Source organism: Mycobacterium sp. SMC-2 (genome assembly GCF_025263485.1).
Classification (GTDB): Bacteria; Actinomycetota; Actinomycetes; order Mycobacteriales; family Mycobacteriaceae; genus Mycobacterium.
The window spans coordinates 2,442,088-2,465,030 of record NZ_CP079863.1; the positions used below are offsets into that span (position 1 = coordinate 2,442,088).

General features: G+C 70.1%; 3 protein-coding genes and 1 pseudogene. All 4 read right to left on the reverse strand.

Translation table 11 applies throughout. The features are described 5' to 3' along the window. Nucleotides 1–2: 2 nt before the first annotated feature. Nucleotides 3–5,381 carry a type I polyketide synthase gene (locus KXD96_RS11640; protein WP_260744692.1) on the reverse strand — a complete coding sequence of 1,793 codons (5,379 nt, stop codon included), beginning with the start codon at nucleotides 5,379–5,381 and terminating at the stop codon, nucleotides 3–5. Then, a pseudogene (locus KXD96_RS28760) lies at nucleotides 5,381–16,395 on the reverse strand (SDR family NAD(P)-dependent oxidoreductase); the annotation flags it as partial. The pseudogene KXD96_RS28760 and the gene KXD96_RS11640, both read right to left, overlap by 1 nt. Beyond that, nucleotides 16,392–21,164, reverse strand: a complete 4,773-nt coding sequence (locus tag KXD96_RS11655; protein WP_260744694.1) for a type I polyketide synthase — start codon at nucleotides 21,162–21,164, stop codon at nucleotides 16,392–16,394. The gene KXD96_RS11655 and the pseudogene KXD96_RS28760, both read right to left, overlap by 4 nt. Beyond that, a complete protein-coding gene (gene fadD26, locus KXD96_RS11660) occupies nucleotides 21,161–22,915 on the reverse strand; it encodes a long-chain-fatty-acid--AMP ligase FAAL26/FadD26 (RefSeq protein ID WP_260744695.1) in 1,755 nt (584 codons plus the stop codon). Before fadD26 ends, KXD96_RS11655 begins: the two co-directional genes overlap by 4 nt. Nucleotides 22,916–22,943 lie beyond the last annotated feature (28 nt).

The following is a 22,943-nucleotide window of genomic DNA, read 5'->3' on the forward strand; positions in this document are numbered from 1 at the left end:
GCTTATTGTCCTCGTTTCCGCCGCAGTGCGGCTTGTTGGCGCGCGGCCGCGCGCTGCTGCGCTCGGTCGCGGACCGCGTCTTCCTGCCCGAGTGCCTGCGAATCGCCGGCCAGGCCGAGCTGGCGGACCAGGTCGGCCGTGAGGTCGTGCAACGACGCGCCCTGCAACAGCAGCGCCACGGGCGGCTCGACCCCGAAGTCCGCGCGGGCGGAGTTCCGGATCCGCACCGCCATAAGGGAATCCATCCCCAGCTCGATGAGTGGCACGCCCGGGTCGACGGCCGAGCGGTCGGCGTAGCCCATGACGGCGGCGATGCGCGCACGCAGCCGGTCGGTCATCAGGGCTTGCGCCGCAGCGGAATCCAATCCGTTCAGCGCTTCGGGACCGGCCCAGTCGCCGCCGTCACCCGCGGCTTCCAGCTCGGCCACCACATTGGTGAAATAGCCGAGGTTGCGGATCTCCGGGAAGGCGATCAGTGCCCGATCGGGCCGCAGCCGCCCGACGCCGGTGTGGCATCGGCCGCTGGCCAGCAGCGGCTCCATCGCCGCGGTGCCCTCGGCGGGGGTGATGGGATCGAGCGCGCCGCCGGTCAGCGTGCGGGCGAGCCCGACCTCCGCCCACGGGCCCCAGTTGATCACCGCCGCCGGCAGGCCCGCCGCCCGCCGCCAATCGACCAGCGCATCGAGCCAGGCGCTGGCGCACGCGTACGACGCCTGCCCGGGGCCGCCCAACATGGAGGCGGTGGAGGAGAACCCGAGCCACCAGTCCAATTCGCAGTTCGCGCTGGCCCGGTGCAATCGCAGCGCCCCGGTGACCTTGGGCGCCCACACCCGTTCGACGCTTTCCTTGGTCATGGAGAACACCAGGCTGTCGTCGAGCACGGCGGCCGCGTGCAGGATGCCGCGCAGGTTCGACTCGCCCGCGGCGGCCACCAGCTTCTCGGCGACGCCCTCGGCCGCGACGTCCCCGGTGACCACGACGATCTCGGCGGTGCGCTCCAGCTCGGCCAGGACCGCGCGCTGCTGGTCCGACGGTTCGCTGCGCCCGTTGAGGACGAGCCGCCCCGCCCCGCCGTCCACCAGCCATCGCGCCATGACCAGGCCGAGGCCACCCAGGCCACCGGTGAGGATGTACGAGGCTCCCCGCCGGACGACGTCTCGGGTGGTGGGTTCGCCGATGACCGCCCGGGTGAGTCGCTCGACGTGGCGCTGGCCACCTCGCCAAGCGACGACGTCGTCGATCTCGCCCGGAATCGCCTGGGAGAGTTCGGCATCGAGGACCGCCGCCGGATCCGCGTCGGCATCGAGGTCGACCAGCGTGGTCCGCAACTCGGGGTGCTCGTAGGCCAGCACCCGCACCAGACCCTTCAGCGCACCGATCCCGGGCTGGCCGGCCTCGTCGTGCACCGCCAAGCCGGCCTCGGTGACCAGCCAGAGCCGCGGTGATTGACCGTGCCAGCCACCCACGATCGCGCGGATGACGGTCGAGACCGCCCAGACGGTTTCCCGCGCCTCGTCGACGCCGTCGTCGGCGACGTTCGGATCGGGCGCCACGAACACGACCACGCCGACGGGCGGGTGCTGCGGGTCGCCCGCCGTGTCGGCGAACGCGGCGAGGATGGCGGACTCGTCGTGCAGGTCGGCGGTGATCAGCCGGCGCGCCGGCGAGCGCCAGCCCGCGACGAAGGCTTCCGCGCGGTCACGCGCCCGGCCGTCGGTGAGCACCAGCCAGCTGCCGGGGGCTTCGGACCCCGCGGCGGTGATCGGTTGAGGCGACCAGGTGGTGTCGAAGACCTTTTGCGACAACGGAAGTGGTACGCTGCGGCGTTCGACGCGACGTAGGTAGATGTCGTTGATCTCCGCCGTGACGGTCCCGGCGTCGTCGGTCAAGACGATTCTGCCGAGCTTGCCCACGCCGCCCTCGTCGAGATTGGTCAGCTGGGCCCGGCAGCGGGCGCGGCGGCCGGGGCTGCCGTAGACCCGGATGGCGTCGAAAGATACTGGCAGATAACTGGCTTCGGCTGACCCGGCGAGTTCATCGTCCGGCATCGCGGCCGCCAGACTCTGCAGCGCCGCATCCAGCATGACGGGGTGCAGCCGGAACCCGGGATGGCGCGGCGCCTCGTCGGGAAGGACGATCTCGGATTCGACGAAACCGCCGGGCATCCGGTGGATGGCGGTGAGCGCCGCGAAGGCGGGCCCATGGAATTGACCCGCGTGCCGCAGCACGCCGTACAGGTCGGCCGGCTTGATCTCCGTTTCGCCGTGCCCCGGGGGTGCGGGTCGATCGGGGACGGCGTCCGACGTCCGCATCTCGGCCTTGGCGGTGGCGTGCCTGATCCAGCTCCCCGACGACCGCGAATAGATCTCGATCCGGGTCTTGTCGTCGGAGCCGCGGGTCAACTGGGTGGTCAGCTGCGTGTGGTCGCCCAGGGTGAGCATCTGCTCGACCTCGAGCTGGTTGATCGACACGGTCGCCGCGGGCACGCCCAGCGCTTCGCTCGCTGCGGCCAGGGCGATTTCGGCGAACGCCGCGCCCGGCATGACGGCTTGCCCGAACACCTTGTGGTCGGCGAGCCAGGGCGACACCGCCGTGCCGGCGTCGGCCCGCCATACGTGGTCGCGGCTGGACGGAACCTCGATGTGCGCGCCCAGCAGCGGGTGGGCCGCGACCGACTCCGACATCCCGGACCGGTCGGCGACCCAGAACTGGGTGTGCTGCCACGGCGTCACCGGGATGTCGGCCAGGCGGCCGTGGCCGGTGCCGGGCGGTGTTGGCGCGACGGCGGCCAGCTGGGTGTGGAAGCTGATCGTGTCGTCGGTGTCGCGGTGCAGGGTGCCGATGGCTTCCGCCCCCAGCGTGTCGGCGATCGCGTGGGTGAGCAGTGGGTGGGGGCTGATCTCGATGAAGGTCTGCCGGTCCGCGCCGGCCCGGCTGATGGCCTGGTGAAACCGCACCGGGTTGCGCAGGTTGGCGGCCCAATAGTCGGCGTCCAGCAGCGGTGCGGGCCCTTCAATGGTCGTGCTGATCATCGGGACGGCCGGTGTTTTGGGCGCCAGATCAGCCAGGGCCGAACGTAATTCGGGCAGGATGGGATCGATGATCGGGTGATGGGAGGCGACGTCGACCTCGATGCGCCGGGCGAGCAGGTTCCGGGCCGCCACCACCGTGATGACCGCATCCACCTGGTCGGGCGGGCCGGCGATCACCGATTGGCGCGGCGAGGCGTGCACGGCCAGGGTCACCTGCGGGTAGTCGGTGATCAGCGCTCCCGCGGCCTCGGCGTCGAGTTCCAGCAGGGCCATCGCGCCCTGGCCGGACAACCGGGCCATCAGCGCCGACCGGGTGGCGATCACCCGCAAACCCTCCGCCGGGGTGAGCGCCCCGGACACCACCGCGGCCGAGACTTCGCCCATCGAGTGCCCGATCACCGCGTCGGGCTCGATGCCGTAATGGCGCCACAGCGCGGTCAGCGCGAGCTGGATCCCCACCAGCACCGGCTGAATGTTCTGGATGCCGACCAGCGCTCGGCCGTCGGCCAGGGTTTCGTGTAGCGAAAACCCGGTCTGGGCAACGAAGTCGGGCTCGAGTTCGGCGATCGCGGCCGCGAACGCGGGTTCGTCGGCCAACAGCCGGCGGCCCATGCCGGTCCACTGCGCGCCCTGGCCGGAGTAGACGAAGACCGTGCCGGGGCGGCGGACGGCCTCGGCCGGCCCCAGCACCCCCGGCGCCGGGGCCCCGGTGGCCAGCGCCCGCAGCCCCGCCACCGCGGCGGCGGTGTCCCGGGCGACGACGGTGCCCCGCCAGTTGTGCTGGGCTCGACGGGAACTCAGCGTGTGCGCGACGTCGGTCAGCGGTGTCGCGGCACCCGGGCCGCTCAGCCAGTCGGCGAGCGTCGCGGCGAGCGACGCCAGCCGTTGCGGTGTCTTCCCCGACACCACCAACGTCGACACGGGGGGCGCGGTATGCGGCTGCGCGGGCGCCGGCGCGGGCTCGGGCGCTTGCTCGATCACCACATGCGCGTTGGTTCCGCTCAGGCCGAACGACGACACCGCCGCCCGGCGGGGGCCGGCGGCGGGCCAGGCGGTGCCCTCGGTCGGCACGAACAGGCGGGTCGACGACGCGTCGATCGCCGGGTTCCACCGGGTGAAGTGCAGGTTGGGCGGAATGAAGCCCCGGTTCACCGCCAGGATCGCCTTGATGAACCCGGTGACCCCGGCGGCCGCCTCGAGATGCCCGAGGTTGGTCTTGACCGACCCCAGCGCGCAGTTGCCCTCGCTCTGATGTTTGGCAAGGCCGTAGGTGGCCGCCAGTGCCTCGAACTCGATGGGATCACCCAATATGGTTCCGGTGCCGTGGGTTTCGACGTAGTTGACACTGCCCGCCGTGGCGTCGGCCTGCCGCAGCGCGGCGGTGATCACGTCGCGCTGGGCCGCCGCGTTCGGCGCGGTCATGCCGTTGGACCGGCCGTCGGAGTTGATCGCCGAGCCCCGGACCACCGCGAGCACGTGATCGCCGTCGCGGGTGGCGTCCGACAACCGCTTGAGCACCACCACCCCGCAGCCCTCGCTGCGCACGAAGCCGTCGGCCAGGGCGTCGAACGTCCTGCACCGGCCGGTCGGTGACAGGGCCGACCACTTGGATAGCGCAATGCTGGTGAACGGGGACAGGGACAGGTGCACCCCGCCCGCCAGCGCCACGTCGCTCTCCCGCAGCCGCAGGCTTTGGCAGGCCAGATGGATCGCCACCAACGATGACGAGCAGGCGGTGTCCACGGCCACCGCCGGGCCACGCAGCCCCAACAGGTAGGAGATCCGTCCCACCGCGGCGCTGTGCGGGTTCCCGGTGCTCATGTACGCGTCGATCTCGGCGCGCCGCTCGAGGTTGAGGATGGTGTAGTCCCACGCCGAGATACCCATCAGCGCGGCGGTCCGGCTGCCGCCCAACGAGTCCGGCGGCAGGCCGGCGTGTTCGAGCGCTTCCCAGGCGACCTCGAGCAGCATGCGCTGCTGGGGGTCCATCGCGACGGCTTCGCGGGGGGTGATGCCGAAGAAGTCGGCGTCGAACCCGGCGACGTCGTCGACGAACCCGCCCCACTTCGTCGTCATCCGGCCCGGCGCCTGCGGGTCGGGGTCGTAGAACGCGTCGGCGTCCCACCGGTCGGCCGGCACCTCGCCGACGGCGTCACGCCCGTCGACGAGCAGCTGCCAGAAGCTCTCCGGGCCGGACACGGTGCCGGGCAACCGGCAACCGATGCCGACCACGGCCACCGGCTCGGCGATGTCGGTCGGAAAAGCCGTTCCGGCGCGGACCAATTCGCGGGCGAGGACCTCGCGCGCCTTCGGTGACATCTGCGCCGCGCGTTCGGCAAGGCTCGTCATTACTCGCTGCCCCCCGTCGCGGTTTCCAGCTCGCTCGCCGCCACCAGATCGGACAGCAATTCCATCTCCTCGTCCGAGAGCGCGGTTTCCCCGTCGGGGGGCCGCTCGTCGTCGGCCATCGGCGCGTAACCCAGCCGCTCGCACAGCGCGCCCGCCAGGTCGGTGATCGTCGGGTACGCCCAGACCAGGGCGGCCGGCAGCGTTGTGCCGAGGCTGGATTCGAGCCGGTTGCGCAACTCGAGGGCCATCAGCGAGTCGAGGCCGAGCGACTCCATGGGCCGGCCCGGGTCGATCGGTTCGGTCGAGCGCAGCACGCCCCGGATCTCGTCGGCGATCGCGGCCGCGAGGCGGGCCGGGCGCTCAGCTGCGGCTTCACCGTCCAAGGCATCCAGTTCGGCACGGATGGCGCCGCCGCCGTCGCGCCGCTCGCCCGTCGCATCATGCAGCCGGGCGAACAACGACGAACCGGCCGCGGCGGGGAAGGACTGGAACCACTGCCGGGCGTCGAGGCTGAAGACACCGGTACGCGCCCGGTCGGCCGACAAGGCCAGCTGCATTGCCTCCAGCCCCTGCTCGACCGTGATCATCGCGACGCCGAGGTCGGCGAAGAACTGGGCGCGACCCACCTCCGCCCATGGGCCCCAGTTGATTCCGACCGCGGGCAGCCCGGCCGAGCGTCGGTGGGCGACCAGGCCGTCGACCCAGGAGTTGGCGGCGGCGTATGCGCCCTGGCCGGGCGCGCCCAGCAGGGAGGCCACCGACGAGAAGGCCAACCACCAATCGAGGTCCAGGTGGGCGGTGGCCTGATGCAGCAACCAGCTGCCCGTGACCTTCGGAGTGAACACGCGACGCGCGGCCGATTCCGACATGTTCAACACGATCTCGTCGTCGAGAACCATTGCGCTGTGCAGGACTCCGGCCGGCCGCAAGCCGGCGCCTTCGACCGTCTGCACCAGCCGGTCGGCCGTGCCGGGCTCGGCGATGTCGCCGATGACCACCTCGATGCGGCTGCCCGCGGCGTTCAGCTCCGCGATCGCGGCCGTGACGTCGCCGGTGGGACGCGAACGTCCGTTCAGCACAACCATTCCCGCGCCGCGCTCGGCCAGCCACCGGGCGACGACGAAGCCGAGGCCGCCCATGCCACCGACGATGATGTACCCGCCGTCCGGGCTGACCAGGGGCGGCGGCGAGGCGACCGCGTCGATGTTCCCGCCGGCCGGTATCGAGACCACGATCTTGCCGGTGTGCCGACCCGAGGCCATCAGTGCGAAGGCGTCGGCCGCGTCCCGCAGCCCGAACTCGGTGACCGGAAGCACCCGCAGGCTGCCCTCCGAGACGTGCCGCAGGATGTCCGCGAGCATGCGGCGGTAGCGGGCCGGCTGCAGTTTGAGGTTCAGGTCGAGGTCAACCACGGCGAACGACGCGCTCTTCGCCAGGGCCGCCAACCCCAGGCCGGCGTCGGCGTGCACGTCCTTCTTGCCTAGTTCGATGAACCGGCCGCCGGGGGCGAGCAGTTTGACGCCGCGGTGAATGGCTTCGCCCGGAAGCGAATTGAGGATGACGTCCACGCCGTAGCCGCCGGTGATGTCGAGGATTTCGTCGGCGAAGTCCACGCTTCGCGAGTCGCCGACGTATTCGACACCCAGACCCCGCAGCATGTCGCGTTTGGCGTCCGAGCCGGCCGTCGTGTAGATCCGGGCCCCGACCATCTGGGCGATGGAAAGGGCGGCCAGTCCGACACCGCCGGTGGCGGAATGGATCAGCACGCGTTCGCCGGGCGCGAGCCGCCCGACCTCGCAGAGGGAATGCCAGGCGGTCAGATAGGCGATGCCGAACGCCGCCGCCTCGCCATCGGGTAGCGCGTCCGGCACGGGGGCGACGAGGTCGGCGAGGGTGGTGACATGTGAGGCGAACGTGCCGGGCCCGAAAGCGATCACACGCTGCCCGACCTCGACGGAGTCGACGTCCGGGCCGACGGCGGTGACCAGACCGACGCACTCCCCACCGATCACGGGTGGGGCGCCGTCGAGCCCGGGATAGACGCCCATCGCCTTGAGCACGTCGCTGAAGTTCAGGCCGGCGGCGACGACGCGAATCTCCACCTGGCCGGGGCCGGGCGGAATCCGCTTGACCGCGTGGATGTTCAGGGCATCCAGGCGTCCGGGTTGATCGGTCTGCAGCCGCACCGCGCCGCCGGCGTCCAGGTTGACGACGGTTCGGCGGGCCTCCGGGGCGAGGTCACCGGCCGCCGTGACCGGCGCGGGCACGACCCGGTCGACATACCGCTGCGAGCCGCGCAGCGCGATCTCGTCATGGTCCGATCCGGCGAGCAGCTCCGCGGCCAGGGCGGCAAGCGAGCCGGTGCCGTCGGCGTCGACGTCGATCAGCGTCGGCTTCAGTTCCGGGTGCTCGAAGGTCAGCACCCGCGCGATGCCACGAAGCTGCGTCTGCGCCAACGTGACTCGCTCGGCGGGATCGAGCTGCTGGGCTCCGCGGGTGACGATGAACAGCCGCGGGCTGTTGCGGGCGCCCACTCGAGTCACCGTCTTCGCGATGTCGGCGATCAGCAGCGTGCGCGCCTGCGCCAGCTCCAGTTGAGCCTGGTCCGCCAGCGACTCGTCGACGGTTCGTGGCGGGCAGACCACGGCGATGACGTCCCGGTGGGTCCGGGTGATCGCCCCGCGCAGCCGCGCCGCGTCGGCCGGGGACACCAGCTCGACGTCGGCGCCGCCGTCGCCCAGCGCCGAGCGCAGCGCGGGGAGCAGCGGATCGCCGTCGTCCGCATCGCCGATCAGCAGCACGCCGCCGGGCGCGCCGGCCGGTCGGTCCAGCGGGACGGGCTCCCATTCCACCGCGAACAGCCGATTGGCGACTTCCGTTGCGCCACCGCCGCTCCTGAGCACCGCCATCTCCACCTCGTCGATGACGAGGAGCGGTTGTCCGTCCCGATCCGTGAGGACGACGTGGCCGACGAGCCGATCCGGATTGTCGGTGGTGGCAAGCGAACCGAACGAGCGCGCGCCGTCGGCCACGTTGCCGTACACGTGGATGCCGGCGAAACGCACGGGCACCACGATTGTTTGGCGGGCGGTCTGCCCGCCGGCGAGGTCGGTCGCCGCGCGGGTGGCCCCGAGTGCCTGCACGGCGATGTCCATCATGACCGGATGCAGCACGAGGTTGCGCGAGCCGGTCCTGGCCGACGCGGGCAGGCGCACGTCCGCGCGGGCGGCGCCGGATGCGGTGACGGTGAGGCCCACGATTCCGCGGAAGGCCGGGCCGTGTTGTTGTCCCGCGCCGCGCAGCCGCTGGTACAGGTCGTCGGGATCGAGCTCGGTCACACCGGGCTCGTCGACCGGTGGCCGCGGCAGCACGCGGCTGGTTTCGCGGGTCAGGGTGGCACTGGCGTGTTTGACCCAGCCCGAAGCGGTGTTGCGCGTGCGCATTTCGATGCGACAGGTCCGCTCGTCGCCGGTGAGCGTCGTCACCAGGACGGTGTCGTCGCCGATGTGCAGCATGTGATCGAGGCTGAGGTCGCGGATCATCCAGGGCTCGTCTTGTGCGGGCCCGAATGCGTCCGTCGCCGCCGCGAGCGCGATGTCGGCGTAGGCCGAACCCGGCAGCACGCACAGGTCGTCGATCACGTGATCGCCGAGCCACAGCAGATCGGGGCCGAGCTGGCATTCCCATATCCGGGTGCCGGTGGTGGGATCGGTGACGCCGGCGCCGAGCAGCGGGTGGGTGTTGGGCGCGTGGTGCCCGGCGGTGGTGGGGGAGATCCAGTGCCGGGTGTGCTGCCACGGGGTGGTCGGTAGCGCCGGGTGCGGCTCGGGGGGGTGGGGCGTTTGGGGCGGGCGGGTGACGTGGGCGCTGTTGAGGCTGGTGTGGAAGGTCAGGGTGTCGTGGGCATCTCGGTGCAGGGTGCCGATGCTCAGGTAGCCGTCACGGCCCGCCAGGGTTTCGCTGATGGCGTGGGTCAGCAAGGGATGCGCGCTGATTTCGATGAACGTGTGGTGCTCGGCCGCCGCAGCCTCGATCGCCTGTTGGAAGCGGACCGGGTTGCGCATGTTGGTCGCCCAGTGCTCGGCATCGAATACCGGGCGGCTGTTCGGGTCCGCGTAGGTGGTGGAAACGATCGGGATGGCCGGTGGTCGCGGGGACAGATCGGCGAGTTCGGAACGCATCAGGGGTTGCAGGGGGTCCATGGCCGGGTTGTGCGGGGCGACTTCGATGTTGACCCGGCCGGCGAACCGGTTTTGGGCGCGCACGATGTCGATGAGCTCGTCGATCTCCTGGTCCGGCCCGGCGATGACGGTTTGGCGCGGCGAGCCGTAGATCGCCAACGTCACCTGCGGGTGCTCGGCGATCAGCGCCTCGGTGGCGGACGCATCGAGCTCCAGCAGGGCCATGGTGCCCTGGCCGGATAGCGGGGCCATCAGCCGGGAGCGGGTGGCGGTCACCCGTAAGCCTTGGGCGGGGGTGAGCGCCCCGGCGACCACGGCGGCGGCGACTTCGCCCATGGAATGTCCGATGACCAAATCGGGGGTGATGCCATAGGAGCGCCACAGCGCGGTCAGCGCCAGTTGCATGCCGATCAGGCCCAGCTGGATCTGTTCGATGCCGACCAGCTCGGCCCCGGTGGCGATCGTCTCGTGCAGCGAAAAGCCGGCCTGGGCAACGAAGTCGGGCTCCAGCTCGGCGATCGCCGCGGCGAAGGCCGGCTCGTCGGCCAGCAGTTGGCGGCCCATGCCGGCCCACTGCGACCCGCGCCCGGAGTAGACGAACACCGTGCCCGGCCCGACCGCGCCCTCGCGGGGACCCACCACGCCGGGGGCCGGCTCACCGGCGGCCAGCGCCCGCAACCCCGCGACCGCCTGGCCCCGATCGACGGCGGCCACCGTGGCGAAGGTGGCGTGCCGGGCCCGGTGATGGTTGAGCGTGTGCGCCACATCGGCCAACGCCACCCCCGCCCCGGGGCCGTCCATCCACTCGGCCAGCACCGACGCCGTCGCCGCCACCCGCTGCGCCGTCTTACCCGACACCACCAACGTCGACACCGCCGGCCCGGATGCGCGGGTGGCCGGAATCGCTTCGGGCGCTTGCTCTATCACCACATGCGCGTTCGTCCCGCTCACACCGAACGACGAGACGCCGGCCCGGCGGGGATGCCCGGTCGCCGGCCATTCCATGTCTTCGGTGGTGATGGTCAACCGCGACACGGCCTCGCCGGCGTGGGGGGTGAGCTCGCGAAAGTTCAGGTTTCGGGGGATGCGGCCGTTCCTGACGGCCAGCACGGTCTTCATGAACCCGGTGATGCCGGCCGCCGCCTCCAGGTGACCGAGATTGGTCTTGACCGCGCCAAGCACGAGCGGCGCGCGCCCGCCCCGATCGTCGAAAACCTTGCTCAGCGAGTCGAGTTCGATCGGATCCCCGAGCGGGGTGCCCGTTCCGTGCGCCTCGATGTAGTCGATGTCGGCCGGCGTCAACTTGGCCGACGTCAGCGCCTGGCGAAGCAGCGCCTGCTGCGCGGGACCGTTGGGAACAGTGACCCCGCTGCTGGCGCCGTCCTGGTTGACCGCCGAACCGCGCACCACGGCGAGGATGCGATTGCCGTCCCGCTGCGCGTCGGACAAGCGCTTGAGCACCACCACCCCGCAGCCCTCGCTGCGCACATACCCGTCGGCGCCGGCGTCGAACGTCTTGCATTGCCCCTCGGGCGACAGCATGCCCCACCGTGAACAGGCGATGCTGGTGCCCGGGCTCAGCAGCAGGTTGGTTCCGCCGACCAAGGCCGTGTCGCTTTCGTTCCAGCGCAGGCTCTGGCAGGCCAGGTGGATGGCCACCAGGGACGACGAGCACGCCGTGTCGAGCACCATCGCCGGGCCGCGGGCGCCGAGCAGATACGCCATCCGGCCCGCGGCGAAGTTCGCCGAGTTTCCGGTCAGGACGTACGCGTCGAGTTCCTCGGGCCGCATCGCTTCGGAGAGGGTGAGCATGTAGTCATAGGCCGTCACGCCGACGAACACCGAGGTTTGGGTGCCGCGGATCGTGTGCGGCGGGATGCCCGCGTCTTCCAGTGCCTCCCAGGCGACCTCGAGGAACAGCCGCTGTTGTGGATCCATCGCCGCCGCCTCGCGCGGGGTGATGGAGAAGAACTCGGCGTCGAATTCGTCGGGCTGCCAGGTGGACAGGAAGCCCCCCTCGCGGTTGCAGATCGTTCCCGGGACGGTGTGGTCGTCGGTGTACAGGGCGTCGGCGTCCCAGCGTTCGGGAGGCACCCGCGTGATGCCGCTTCGCCCGTCGCGCAGCAATTGCCAGAATTGGTCCGGGTTGTCGACGCCGCCGGGCAGCCGGCAGCCCATCCCGACGACCGCGATCGGCTCGGTGCCCGCCTTCTCGGCGATCTCCAGCCGGGCGCTCAGATCGTCGATCTTGTGCAGCGCCTCGGTGATGATCGCCCGGCGGTCCGGTGTCGAGGTGGTCATCGCGGTCCTTTTAGTCGTTCCGAAAGTTGTTCCAACAGTTCGGCTTCGGTGAGTTCGTCGTAGAGGTCTGCGTCCGGTTCGGTGTCCGGCCCGGAGAGCTCGGGCAGCATCGTGGCCAGATAGTCGGTGAGGCTGTACACGGTCGGGTAGTCGAAAATCACCGATGCCGGAAGGAATTCACCTAGGCTGTCCGACAACTGGCGCTGCAGCGTGACGCTCATCAGCGAATCCATTCCGAGCTGGAAGAATCCGGTCGAGGGATCCAGGGACTCGGTGGGCGGCAGCCCCATTACCCTGGCCGCCAGCAGGCCGACGTGGTCGAGCAACATGTCGTGGCGACGTTCGGGTGGGCACTTGCTCAAACCGACGCGGAACTCGCTTGCCGGCATGGCCGTTTCGCCCGGAACCGGCAGCAGGTCGTCGACGATGTGCAGCGCGCCGCGGGTGCGGTAGGCGGCCGCCAGCAGCGGCCAGTCCGCGTCCACCACAACCGAGTGCACGCCGGCGGGCGGGCTCATCGCCCGCGGCAGTGCGCCGATGGCGACCTCGTCGTCCATGGGCCGCAACCCGGATCCCATGCTGACCTGGCCGAATTGGTGTTCGGCGTCGGCCAGCGATTTCCACGATCCCCAGTTGACCGTCGTCGCCGAAAGTCCCATCACGTGGCGCGCGTACGCCAGGGCGTCCAGGTAGCCGCTGGTGGCGGTGTAGTGGGCCAGCCACCGCGAACCGGTCAGGCCGGAGATGGAGGAGAACAACACGAAGTGGCGCACCGGTGTCTCCAGCGACAGCCGGTGCAACACCGCCACGGCGTCGAGCTTGGGCGCGAACATCGCCGTGACGTCGTCGTTGGTCATCTCACTGAGCAGGACCGGCTGGCCGGCGAATGCCGCCAGATACACGCCCTCCAGCGGAGGCAGATCGGCACCGAACCGGTCGAACAGTGCCCTCATGGCGGCCTCGTCGGTGGCATCGGCGGCGACGGTGATCAGCGTGGTCCCGGTCGCGGCAAGGCTTTCGGCCAGTCCGTTGAGCCGCTGCCCTGGATTGCGCGACACCGCGACGATGGTCTTGGCGCCCATCTGGGCGAGCTGACGCACCAGGTGTGGTCCGATGTTGCCGGTGGCGCCGATGACCAACTGGCTGGCGCCGGCGTCCAGCGTCACAGCTTCGGTGGGCAGCGCACGCCTGTGCAACCGGGGCACGTGCCGCACTCCGGACCGGTAGACGACTTGGTCTTCGCCGTCGGTGCCGGCGGCTTCGTCCAGCACCCGGCGAACCAGCACCTGCGCGGGGACCGAGGCGTCGAGATCGATAATGCCGCCCCAGATTTCGGGATGTTCCAGTGCGAGGGTGCGTCCCAGGCCCCACAGCACCCCGTGCGCGGGGTTGGCGCGGTCGCCCTCGGCGACCGGCTGACCGTTGCGGGTAACGATGAACAGCTTGGGCGGCGAGTCAGCGGCGGCCATGGCCGCGGCGAACCGGCGCGCCTGGTGGAACAGCTGGTAGGCGACGCCGACGTCGAGAGTGTCGTCGGGAGCCGGGGGCGCGTACAGCACGTAGTCGGCCTCGCCGAGCGCCTGATCCAGCCCGCTCGGATCGGGGTCGCCGGCTAGCACGTCCGCGACGCGGCTGAGTTCGGCGGCCACGTCGGTGTCGGCCACCACCAGCCAGCGGCCGCTCGTCGTGGCCTCGGCGTGCGGTAGTGGGCGCACCGGCCACACCAGCCGGCAGGACCATTCGTCGAGCGGTCCGCCGCCCGCCGGCGCCGGCTGCGCCGCCGCGGCAAGGCCGTTGGTGTCGCGCGGTTGTGAACTCGCGGCCCTCGCGTCGATCCAATGGCGGGTGTGCTGCCAGGGAGTGGTCGGGATCTGCGGGTGTGGTTCGGGTGGGTGCGGCGTCTGCGGTGCGGCCTCGCCTGCCGCGTAGAGGTTGGTGCGGAACGTGACGGTGTCGTCGGTATCGCGTTGCAGCGTACCGATACTCAGGTAGCCGTCACGGCCGGCCAGGGTTTCGCTGATGGCCTGGGTCAGCAGTGGGTGTGCGCTGATTTCGATGAAGGTGTGATAGGGCCCGCTCCGGCTGCTAACGGCATGAGCGATGGCTTGGTGGAAGTGGACCGGGTTGCGCATGTTGGTGGCCCAGTGTTCGGCGTCGAAGGTGGGCCGGGTGTCGAGGTTTGCGTAGGTGGTGGAGAGGATGGGGATGGTTGGCGGCTGGGGGGTTAGGTCGGCCAGTTGGGCGCGCATCAGGGGTTGCAGGGGGTCCATGGCCGGGTTGTGCGGGGCGACTTCGATGTTGACCCGGCTGGCGAACCGGTTTTGGGCGCGCACGGTGTCGATGAGCTCGTCGATCTCCTGGTTCGGTCCGGCGATGACGGTTTGGCGGGGGGAGTTGTAGATGCCCAGCGTCACCTGGGGGTGCTCGGCGATCAGCGCCTCGGTGGCGCCCGCATCGAGCCCGAGCAGGGCCATGGTGCCCTGGCCGGATAGCGGGGCCATCAGCCGGGAGCGGGTGGCGGTCACCCGTAAGCCTTGGGCGGGGGTGAGCGCCCCGGCGACCACGGCGGCGGCGACTTCGCCCATGGAATGTCCGATGACCAAATCGGGGGTGATGCCATAGGAGCGCCACAGCGCGGTCAGCGCCAGTTGCATGCCGATCAGGCCCAGCTGGATCTGTTCGATGCCGACCAGCTCGGCCCCGGTGGCGATCGTCTCGTGCAACGAAAAGCCGGCCTGGGCAACGAAGTCGGGCTCCAGCTCGGCGATCGCCGCGGCGAAGGCCGGCTCGTCGGCCAGCAGTTGGCGGCCCATGCCGGCCCACTGCGACCCGCGCCCGGAGTAGACGAACACCGTGCCCGGCCCGACCGCGCCCTCGCGGGGACCCACCACGCCGGGGGCGTGCTGAGCGGCGGCCAGCGCCCGCAACCCGGCCACCGCCTGGGCGCGCTCGCGGGCGACCACCGTGGCGAACCGCGCCTGCCGGGCCCGGTGATGGTTGAGCGTGTGCGCCACATCGGCCAACGCCACCCCCGCCCCGGGGCCGTCCATCCACTCGGCCAGCACCGACGCCGTCGCCGCCACCCGCTGCGCCGTCTTACCCGACACCACCAACGTCGACACCCCGAGATCGCGGTCACTGTCATTGGTGGGCACCAGTTCTGGACCCTGCTCGACGATCGCATGCGCATTCGTGCCGCCCAAGCCGAAGGAGGACACCGCCGCGCGGCGCGGACCCGAATCGGACGGCCAGGAGATGTTTTCGACGGGCACGAACAGCCGGGTCGACGACGCGTCGATCGCCGGATTCCACTGCGAGAAGTGCAGGTTCGGCGGGATCTGGCCGCGCTGGATCGCCAGAACCGCCTTGATGAAGCCGGCCACTCCGGACGCCGCCTCCAGGTGGCCGATGTTGGTCTTCACCGCGCCCAGCGCGCAGGAGCCCGCACCGCGGCCGTAAGTGGCGGCCAGGGCCTCGAATTCGATCGGATCCCCCAGAGCCGTCCCGGTGCCGTGCGACTCGACGTAGTTGACGCTTTCCGGCGCGATGTCGGCCGAGCGCAACGCGTCGGCGATCACATCGCATTGGGCGGCCGTATTGGGCGCGGTGATGCCGTTGGAACGCCCGTCCTGGTTGACCGCCGAGCCGCGCACCACCGCCAGCACCCGATCGCCGTCGCGCACCGCGTCGGTCAGCCGCTTGAGCACCACCACCCCCGCGCCCTCGCCGCGCACGAACCCGTCGGCCGCCGCATCGAAGGTCGCGCACCGCCCCTGTGGGGACAACAGGCCCCATGCCGAGATGGCGATCTGTGTCTCGGGACGCAGCGTCGCGCTGACGCCGCCGGCCAGCGCCAGGTCGCTCTCCCGGGACCGCAAACTCTGGCAGGCCAGGTGTATCGCCGCCAAGGAGGACGAACACGCGGTGTCCACCGCCACCGCCGGCCCGCGCAGCCCCAACAGATACGAGATGCGTCCGGCGGTGATGCTGTGCGAGTTTCCGGTCCCGGTATACGCGTCCACCTGCTCGGGGCCAGAGGCCAGCATGGACTGGTATTCGTTGAAGTAGGCACCGATCATGACACCGGTTCGCGTGTCGGCCAGCGAATCCGTTGGGATGCCGGCATGTTCGAGGGCTTCCCAGGCGACCTCGAGCACCATCCGCTGCTGCGGGTCCATCGATGCGGCTTCGCGCGGCGTGATGCCGAAAAACTCGGCATCGAATCCCGCGATGTCGCGCACGAAACCGCCCCACTTGGTGGTCATGTGGCCGGGTGTCAAGGGATCGGGGCTGTAGAACGCCTCGGCATCCCACCGGTCCGCCGGGATGCCCGAAATCGCATTGCGGCCCTCGACCAGCAACTCCCAGAAGCTTTCCGGTCCGGTCACATCACCCGGGAATCGGCAACCGATGCCCACCACGGCCACGGGTTCTGCCGTCACGGTGCGCGCCGCGCGGGCGAATTCTTCGGACAAGGCGGTGCGCTGCTGCGCCGTCATGTCCGAGACGCGGCTGAAGAGACTGCGCATTACGCGGACTCCTCGGCGGCGAGTGACGAAGACTCGATGCGGTCGAACAAGCTGTCCAACGTACTTCCCGCCGACGCGGACAGCGCCGCGATCTGGTCGTAGTCCGAATCCACGGTGGGCGCAACCATTTTGGTGAGTTGATCCGCCAACGCGGCGACGGTGGGATGGTTGAACAGCATCGTGGTCGAAATCTCTACACCCACCAGGATCTCGGCCTCCCGGCGAATCGCCATAGCCATCAGGGAATTGAGGCCAAGCTCGGCGAGAGGGCGGTCGCTCTGAAGCTCCGGCTCGGGCACCCGCAGCTCGCGGGCGACGATGCTGCGCAGCCCGCTTAGCAACTCCGCGCGCACCTGCGCGGGCGTCAGATGCGACCAGTCCCGCACCGGGATCACGGGTGCGCCGCCGGATTCCGGCAGCAGGTCGTCGACGATGTGCAGCGCGCCGCGGGTGCGGTAGGCGGCCGCCAGCAGCGGCCAGTCGGCGTCCACCACAACCGAGTGCACGCCGGCGGCCGGACTCATCGCCAAAGGCAGCGCCGTGATGGCGATCTCGTCGTCCATGGGCACCAGCCCGGTTCCGACACTGACCTGGCCGGCGTCACCGTCGCTGTCGGCCAGGGATTTCCACAGTCCCCAGTTGACAGTGGTGGCCGCGAGTCCCAGGGCGCGCCGCGCGTACACCAGGGCGTCCAGATAGCCGCTGGTGGCGGTGTAGTGGGCCAGCCACCGCGAACCGGTCAGGCCGGAGATCGAGGAGAAGACGACGAAGTGGCGCACCGGCGTGGTCAGCGACAGCCGGTGCAACACCGCCGCGGCGTCGAGCTTGGGCGCGAACATCGCCGCGACGTCGTCGTCGGTCATCTCGTCAAGCACCACCGGTCGGCCGGCGTAGGCCGCGAGGTAAATGCCTTCCAGGGGCGGCAGATCAGCACCGAACCGGTCGAACAGTGCCCTCATGGCGGCCTCGTCGGCGGCGTCGGCGGCGACGGTGATCAGCGTGGTCCCGGTCGCGGCAAGGCTTTCGGCCAGTCCGTTGAGCCGCTGCCCCGGATTGCGCGACACCGCGACGATGGTCTTGGCGCCCATCTGGGCGAGCTGACGCACCAGGTGCGGCCCGATGTTGCCGGTGGCGCCGATGACCAACTGGCTGGCGCCGGCGTCCAGCGTCACAGCTTCGGTGGGCAGCGCACGCCTGTGCAACCGGGGCACGTGCCGCACTCCGGACCGGTAGACGACTTGGTCTTCGCCGTCGGTGCCGGCGGCTTCGGCCAACACCAGCGGCGCGGCCAGCTCCGCGGGCACCGGGTCGTCGAGATCGATGATGCCGCCCCAGATTTCGGGTTGTTCCAGTGCGAGGGTGCGTCCCAGGCCCCACAGCACCCCGTGCGCGGGGTTGGCGCGGTCACCCTCGGCGACCGGCTGACCGTTGCGGGTCACGATGAACAGCTTGGCGGAAGAGCCGGCCATGGCGGCGGCAAGGCGGCGCGCTCGGTGAAACAGCTGATATGCCAACACAACTGACGTTTCGGAGGCGGGCGGTGCGTAGAGCACGCGATCGACACCGTCGAGCGCCTCCTCGAGAGCGGACGCTTCGGCGAGGGCCGCGGGCTCCAGCAGGTCGACGCGCGATTGCGGCCCCGCGACGCGGCGCAGTTCGTCGGCCAGGCCGGTGTCGGCCACCGCCAGCCAGCGGCCGCTCGTCGTGGCCTCGGCGTGCGGTAGTGGGCGCACCGGCCAGATGACCTCATGGCACCAGTCATCGAGCGGGGTGCCGTTGCCTTCTTGCGCTGCCTGCGTCTCGGCGGCCCGGTCGCGGGAACCCTTGGGGCGCAGTGCCGGTGGGGCAGCCGCGGTGGCGTCGATCCAGTGGCGGGTGTGGTGCCAGGGGGTGGTCGGGATCTGCGGGTGCGGCTCCGGCGGATGGGGGGTTTGGGGCGGGTGGGTGGCGCGCACCGTGTTGAGGTTGGTGTGGAACGTGATGGTGTCGTCCGCGTCGCGCTGCAGGGTCCCGGTGCTGATGTACTTGCTTCCGTGTTGTGCCGTGTGCAAGGTGTCGAGGACGGCCTGGGTCAGCAGTGGGTGTGCGCTGATTTCGATGAAGGTGTGGTGGTCGGTGCCGGCGGTGGTGATGGCTTGGTGGAAGTGGACCGGGTTGCGCATGTTGGTGGCCCAGTGTTCGGCGTCGAAGGTGGGCCGGGTGTCGGGGTTTGCGTAGGTGGTGGAGAGGATGGGGATGGTTGGCGGCTGGGGGGTTAGGTCGGCCAGTTGGGCGCGCATCAGGGGTTGCAGGGGGTCCATGGCCGGGTTGTGCGGGGCGACTTCGATGTTGACCCGGCTGGCGAACCGGTTTTGGGCGCGCACGGTGTCGATGAGCTCGTCGATCTCCTGGTTCGGTCCGGCGATGACGGTTTGGCGGGGGGAGTTGTAGATGCCCAGCGTCACCTGGGGGTGCTCGGCGATCAGCGCCTCGGTGGCGGACGCATCGAGCTCCAGCAGGGCCATGGTGCCCTGGCCGGATAGCGGGGCCATCAGCTGGGAGCGGGTGGCGGTCACCCGTAAGCCTTGGGCGGGGGTGAGCGCCCCGGCGACCACGGCGGCGGCGACTTCGCCCATGGAGTGTCCGATGACCAAATCGGGGGTGATGCCATAGGAGCGCCACAGCGCGGTCAGCGCCAGTTGCATGCCGATCAGGCCCAGCTGGATCTGTTCGATGCCGACCAGCTCGGCCCCGGTGGCGATCGTCTCGTGCAGCGAAAAGCCGGCCTGGGCAACGAAGTCGGGCTCCAGCTCGGCGATCGCCGCGGCGAAGGCCGGCTCGTCGGCCAGCAGTTGGCGGCCCATGCCGGCCCACTGCGACCCGCGCCCGGAGTAGACGAACACCGTGCCCGGCCCGACCGCGCCCTCGCGGGGACCCACCACGCCGGGGGCGTGCTGAGCGGCGGCCAGCGCCCGCAGCCCGGCCACCGCCTGGGCGCGCTCGCGGGCGACCACCGTGGCGAACCGCGCCTGCCGGGCCCGGTGATGGTTGAGCGTGTGCGCCACATCGGCCAACGCCACCCCCGCCCCGGGGCCGTCCATCCACTCGGCCAGCACCGACGCCGTCGCCGCCACCCGCTGCGCCGTCTTACCCGACACCACCAACGTCGACACCCCGAGATCGCGGTCACGCCGCACGCTCGGGGAGGTTTCCTGACCTTGCTCGATCACCACATGCGCGTTCGTGCCGCCGAATCCGAACGACGACACCCCGGCGCGGCGGGGATGCCCGCGATCGGGCCAACTGGTCCGGGTGCGAACGACTTTCATCCGCAACTCGTCGAAGGGGATATGCGGGTTCGGGCTTTCGAATCGCTGATTCGGCGGAATCTGGCCACGCTGCACCGCCAGCACCGCCTTGATGAAGCCCGCGATGCCCGCCGCCGCCTCGGTGTGGCCGAGGTTGGTCTTCACCGCGCCGATGAGCAGGGGAGCATCCTCGGAACGCCCGCGGCCGAGCACCGTGCCGAGGGCACGGGCCTCGATGGGATCGCCCAACAGCGTTCCGGTGCCGTGGGTTTCGACGTAGTCAACATCGCTGGGCTGCATCCCGGCGTTGCTGTAGGCGGCCCGCAAGACCGCCATTTGCGCCGCCGGGTTGGGGGCCATCAGGCCGTTGGAGCGGCCGTCCTGGTTGATCGCCGAGCCGCAGATCACGGCCAGCACGCGGTCGCCGTCCCGTTGCGCGTCGGTAAGCCGCTTGAGCACCACCACCCCCGCGCCCTCGCCGCGCACGAACCCGTCGGCCGCCGCATCGAAGGCGCGGCACTTGCCCGTCGGCGACAACGCGCCCACCTGGTCGAAGCCGCGAAACACCGCCGGTGACAACAATAAATTCACCCCGGCCGCGATGGCCAGCTGGGAATCCTCGGTCCGCAGACTCTGGCACGCCAGGTGGATGGCCACCAACGACGACGAGCACGCGGTGTCGACCGTCACCGAAGGGCCGCGCAGGTCAAGGAAATACGAAAGACGGTTCGCGATGATGCTCGTCGCGCCGCCGGTGTTGCTCCAGCCGTCGACCCCGCAGAAGTCGTTCGAGGCGATCGCCCCGTATTCACTCAGGCACGCGCCGGCGAATACTCCCGTCTGTGACCGGCGCAGCGAGCTCGGCGGGATTCCCGCGTGCTCCAACGCTTCCCAGGCCACTTCCAGCAGCAGGCGCTGCTGGGGGTCCATCTTGTCCGCTTCGCTCGGCGAGATCTCGAAGAACTCCGCGTCGAAGGCGTCGATGTCCGGCAGGAACGATCCCCAGCGCGTCGTCCGGGCGAGCGCCGCCGCCACGTCGGGCGACTCCGACTCGAACGGTCGCCACCGTTCCGGTGGCACCTGGCCGATCGAGCAGCCGCGCTCACACAGGAACTGCCATAACGCCTCGGGCCCGGCTATTCCCGGGAACCGGCACCCCATCCCGATGACGGCGATTGGCTCGTCGAGTGGGGTGCGGGCCGGGCGGTTGAGTGTGGCGTCCGACTCGGGGCCGGGCTCGGGCGCGGTGAGGTAGGCGGCCAGAGCGTTGATTGTCGGGTTCTGCCAGAAGTCGACCGGGGATACCTTCTTGCCCAACAACTCTGACAGCTCGCCGGACAGCACGACGACTTCGCGGGAACTCACACCGAGGTCGGCCAGCGACAGGTCGGGGTCGACTTCGTCCGGGGTGCAGCCGATGTTGGTCACCAAGTAGTCGACCAACCAGTGGCGCAGGTCCGCTTCGCCACCGATGCCTGACGTCATACCGTCACGTCCAGCCTTTTGAACCCGTCGCTTTGGTAGCGTTCGACGCACGCCGAGCGCCGCACCTTGCCGCTGGTGGTGATCGGTATGGATCCCGGTGACACCAGAACCAGGTCGGCGACTCGCACGCTGTGCGACTTCGATATCGCCGAGGTGACTTCGCGTTTCACCGAACGGAGTCGCAGCCGCGCCTCTTCCTCGGACGCCCCGCGGCCCTTCAGTTCGATGATCGCCACCAGTTGCTCGGTGATGTCGTCGGGCACCGAGATGGCGGCGACCCGGCCGCCGGTGATTTCGGTGATGGTCGCCTCGATGTCGTCGGGATAGTGATTGCGCCCGTCGACGATGAGCAGGTCTTTGATGCGACCCATGATGAACATTTCGCCGTCGGCGATGACGCCCAGGTCGCCTGTCCGCAGCCACGGGCCCTCCGGGCATCCCGGAGCGGGATCGGCCAGTTCGCCGTGAAAAAGGCGCGCCGTCTGTTCCGGCTTTCGCCAATATCCCAGGGCCACGTGGTCCCCACGCACCCAGATTTCTCCGACCGTCCCCGCGGGGCACTCGATCATGCTGTCCGGGTCGACGATTCGCACTGCGGCGGGATCGGGCGAACCGTAGCTGATGAGTTCGGTGCTGACCGTGCCCTCGGCCCCGCACGCCGTGGCCCGGCCGGCGGTCAAGTGCTCGTAGTCGAAACGGACCGTCTTGAGCGTGGTGCCCGGTTCGGGGCCCGCCACGTACAGCGTCGCTTCGGCGAGCCCATAGCAGGGCCGGACGGTCGTCGCGCGCAGGTTGAAGGGGGCGAAGCGTTCGGTGAAGCGCTTGACGGTCGCGACATGGATCCGTTCGCTGCCGCTGACGATCGTCTGCACGTCGCCGAGGTCCAGTCCCGCCATGTCATCGTCGGACGTCCTGCGGACAGCCAGTTCGAAGGCGAAATTCGGTGCGGCGGAAAAACATTGGCCGTTGGTGGCAAGCATCTGCATCCACCGGGCCGGGCGTTGCAGGAACGCCATGGGGCTCATCAGCACCGCGCTGCGGTTTGTCACCAGCGGGGCACAAACCCCCAGAATGAGGCCCATGTCGTGGAACAGCGGCAGCCACGACACCAAAGAGAGGTTGGCCGGGAGCTTCTCCGGTTCACCGAAGAAGGCGTACATACATTGCGTGACGTTGGTGACGACGTTCTTGTGCGACACGATCACGCCGGCCGGCGTGCGTGTCGATCCGGACGTGTACTGCAGGTAACCCGCTCCCGAGCGGAGCTGCGGGGCCGGCGCGAGTGCGCGGGGCGAATCCAGGTCCAGCAGGTCGACCTCGATGACCAGCGGCGCGGGCTGCCCGTCCTGGGCGCAGGCGTACTTGTTGACATCGCTGACCACGGCCGACGTCGTGAGAATGGCGACCGGGCTGCAGTCCCGCAGCACGGCGGAAATCCGCTCGTCGTGGACGCCATAAAGCGGCGTGGACAGCGGAACCGCGATGAAACCGGCCTGCAGCGCCCCGAAGAAGGCCGCGACGTATTCCAGCCCCTGCGGCGCCGAGATCGCCACCCGATCGCCGGGGGAGCCGCAGAGTGCCAGCTCGTCAGCAATCACGCAGGCACGCCGAGCCACTTGGGCCCACGTCAGGTGTTCGGCAAACCCGCCGGGGTCCTGCTCGTAGTCGATGAACGTAAACGCCGTAGAGTCGGGGTGTTGCTCAGCGCGCTCCTGCAGCAAAGCAGGGACGGACATGTCGGTAACCGGCATTCGTGGACCTTCCAGTGCTCTGACGCTG

Bases quoted from the DNA above. Each gene is read 5' to 3' on its own strand.
- KXD96_RS11640 (WP_260744692.1), bottom strand. From the start codon at position 5,381: ATGACGAGCCTTGCCGAACGCGCGGCGCAGATGTCACCGAAGGCGCGC.
- KXD96_RS11655 (WP_260744694.1), bottom strand. From the start codon at position 21,164: ATGACGTCAGGCATCGGTGGCGAAGCGGACCTGCGCCACTGGTTGGTC.
- fadD26 (WP_260744695.1), bottom strand. From the start codon at position 22,915: ATGCCGGTTACCGACATGTCCGTCCCTGCTTTGCTGCAGGAGCGCGCT.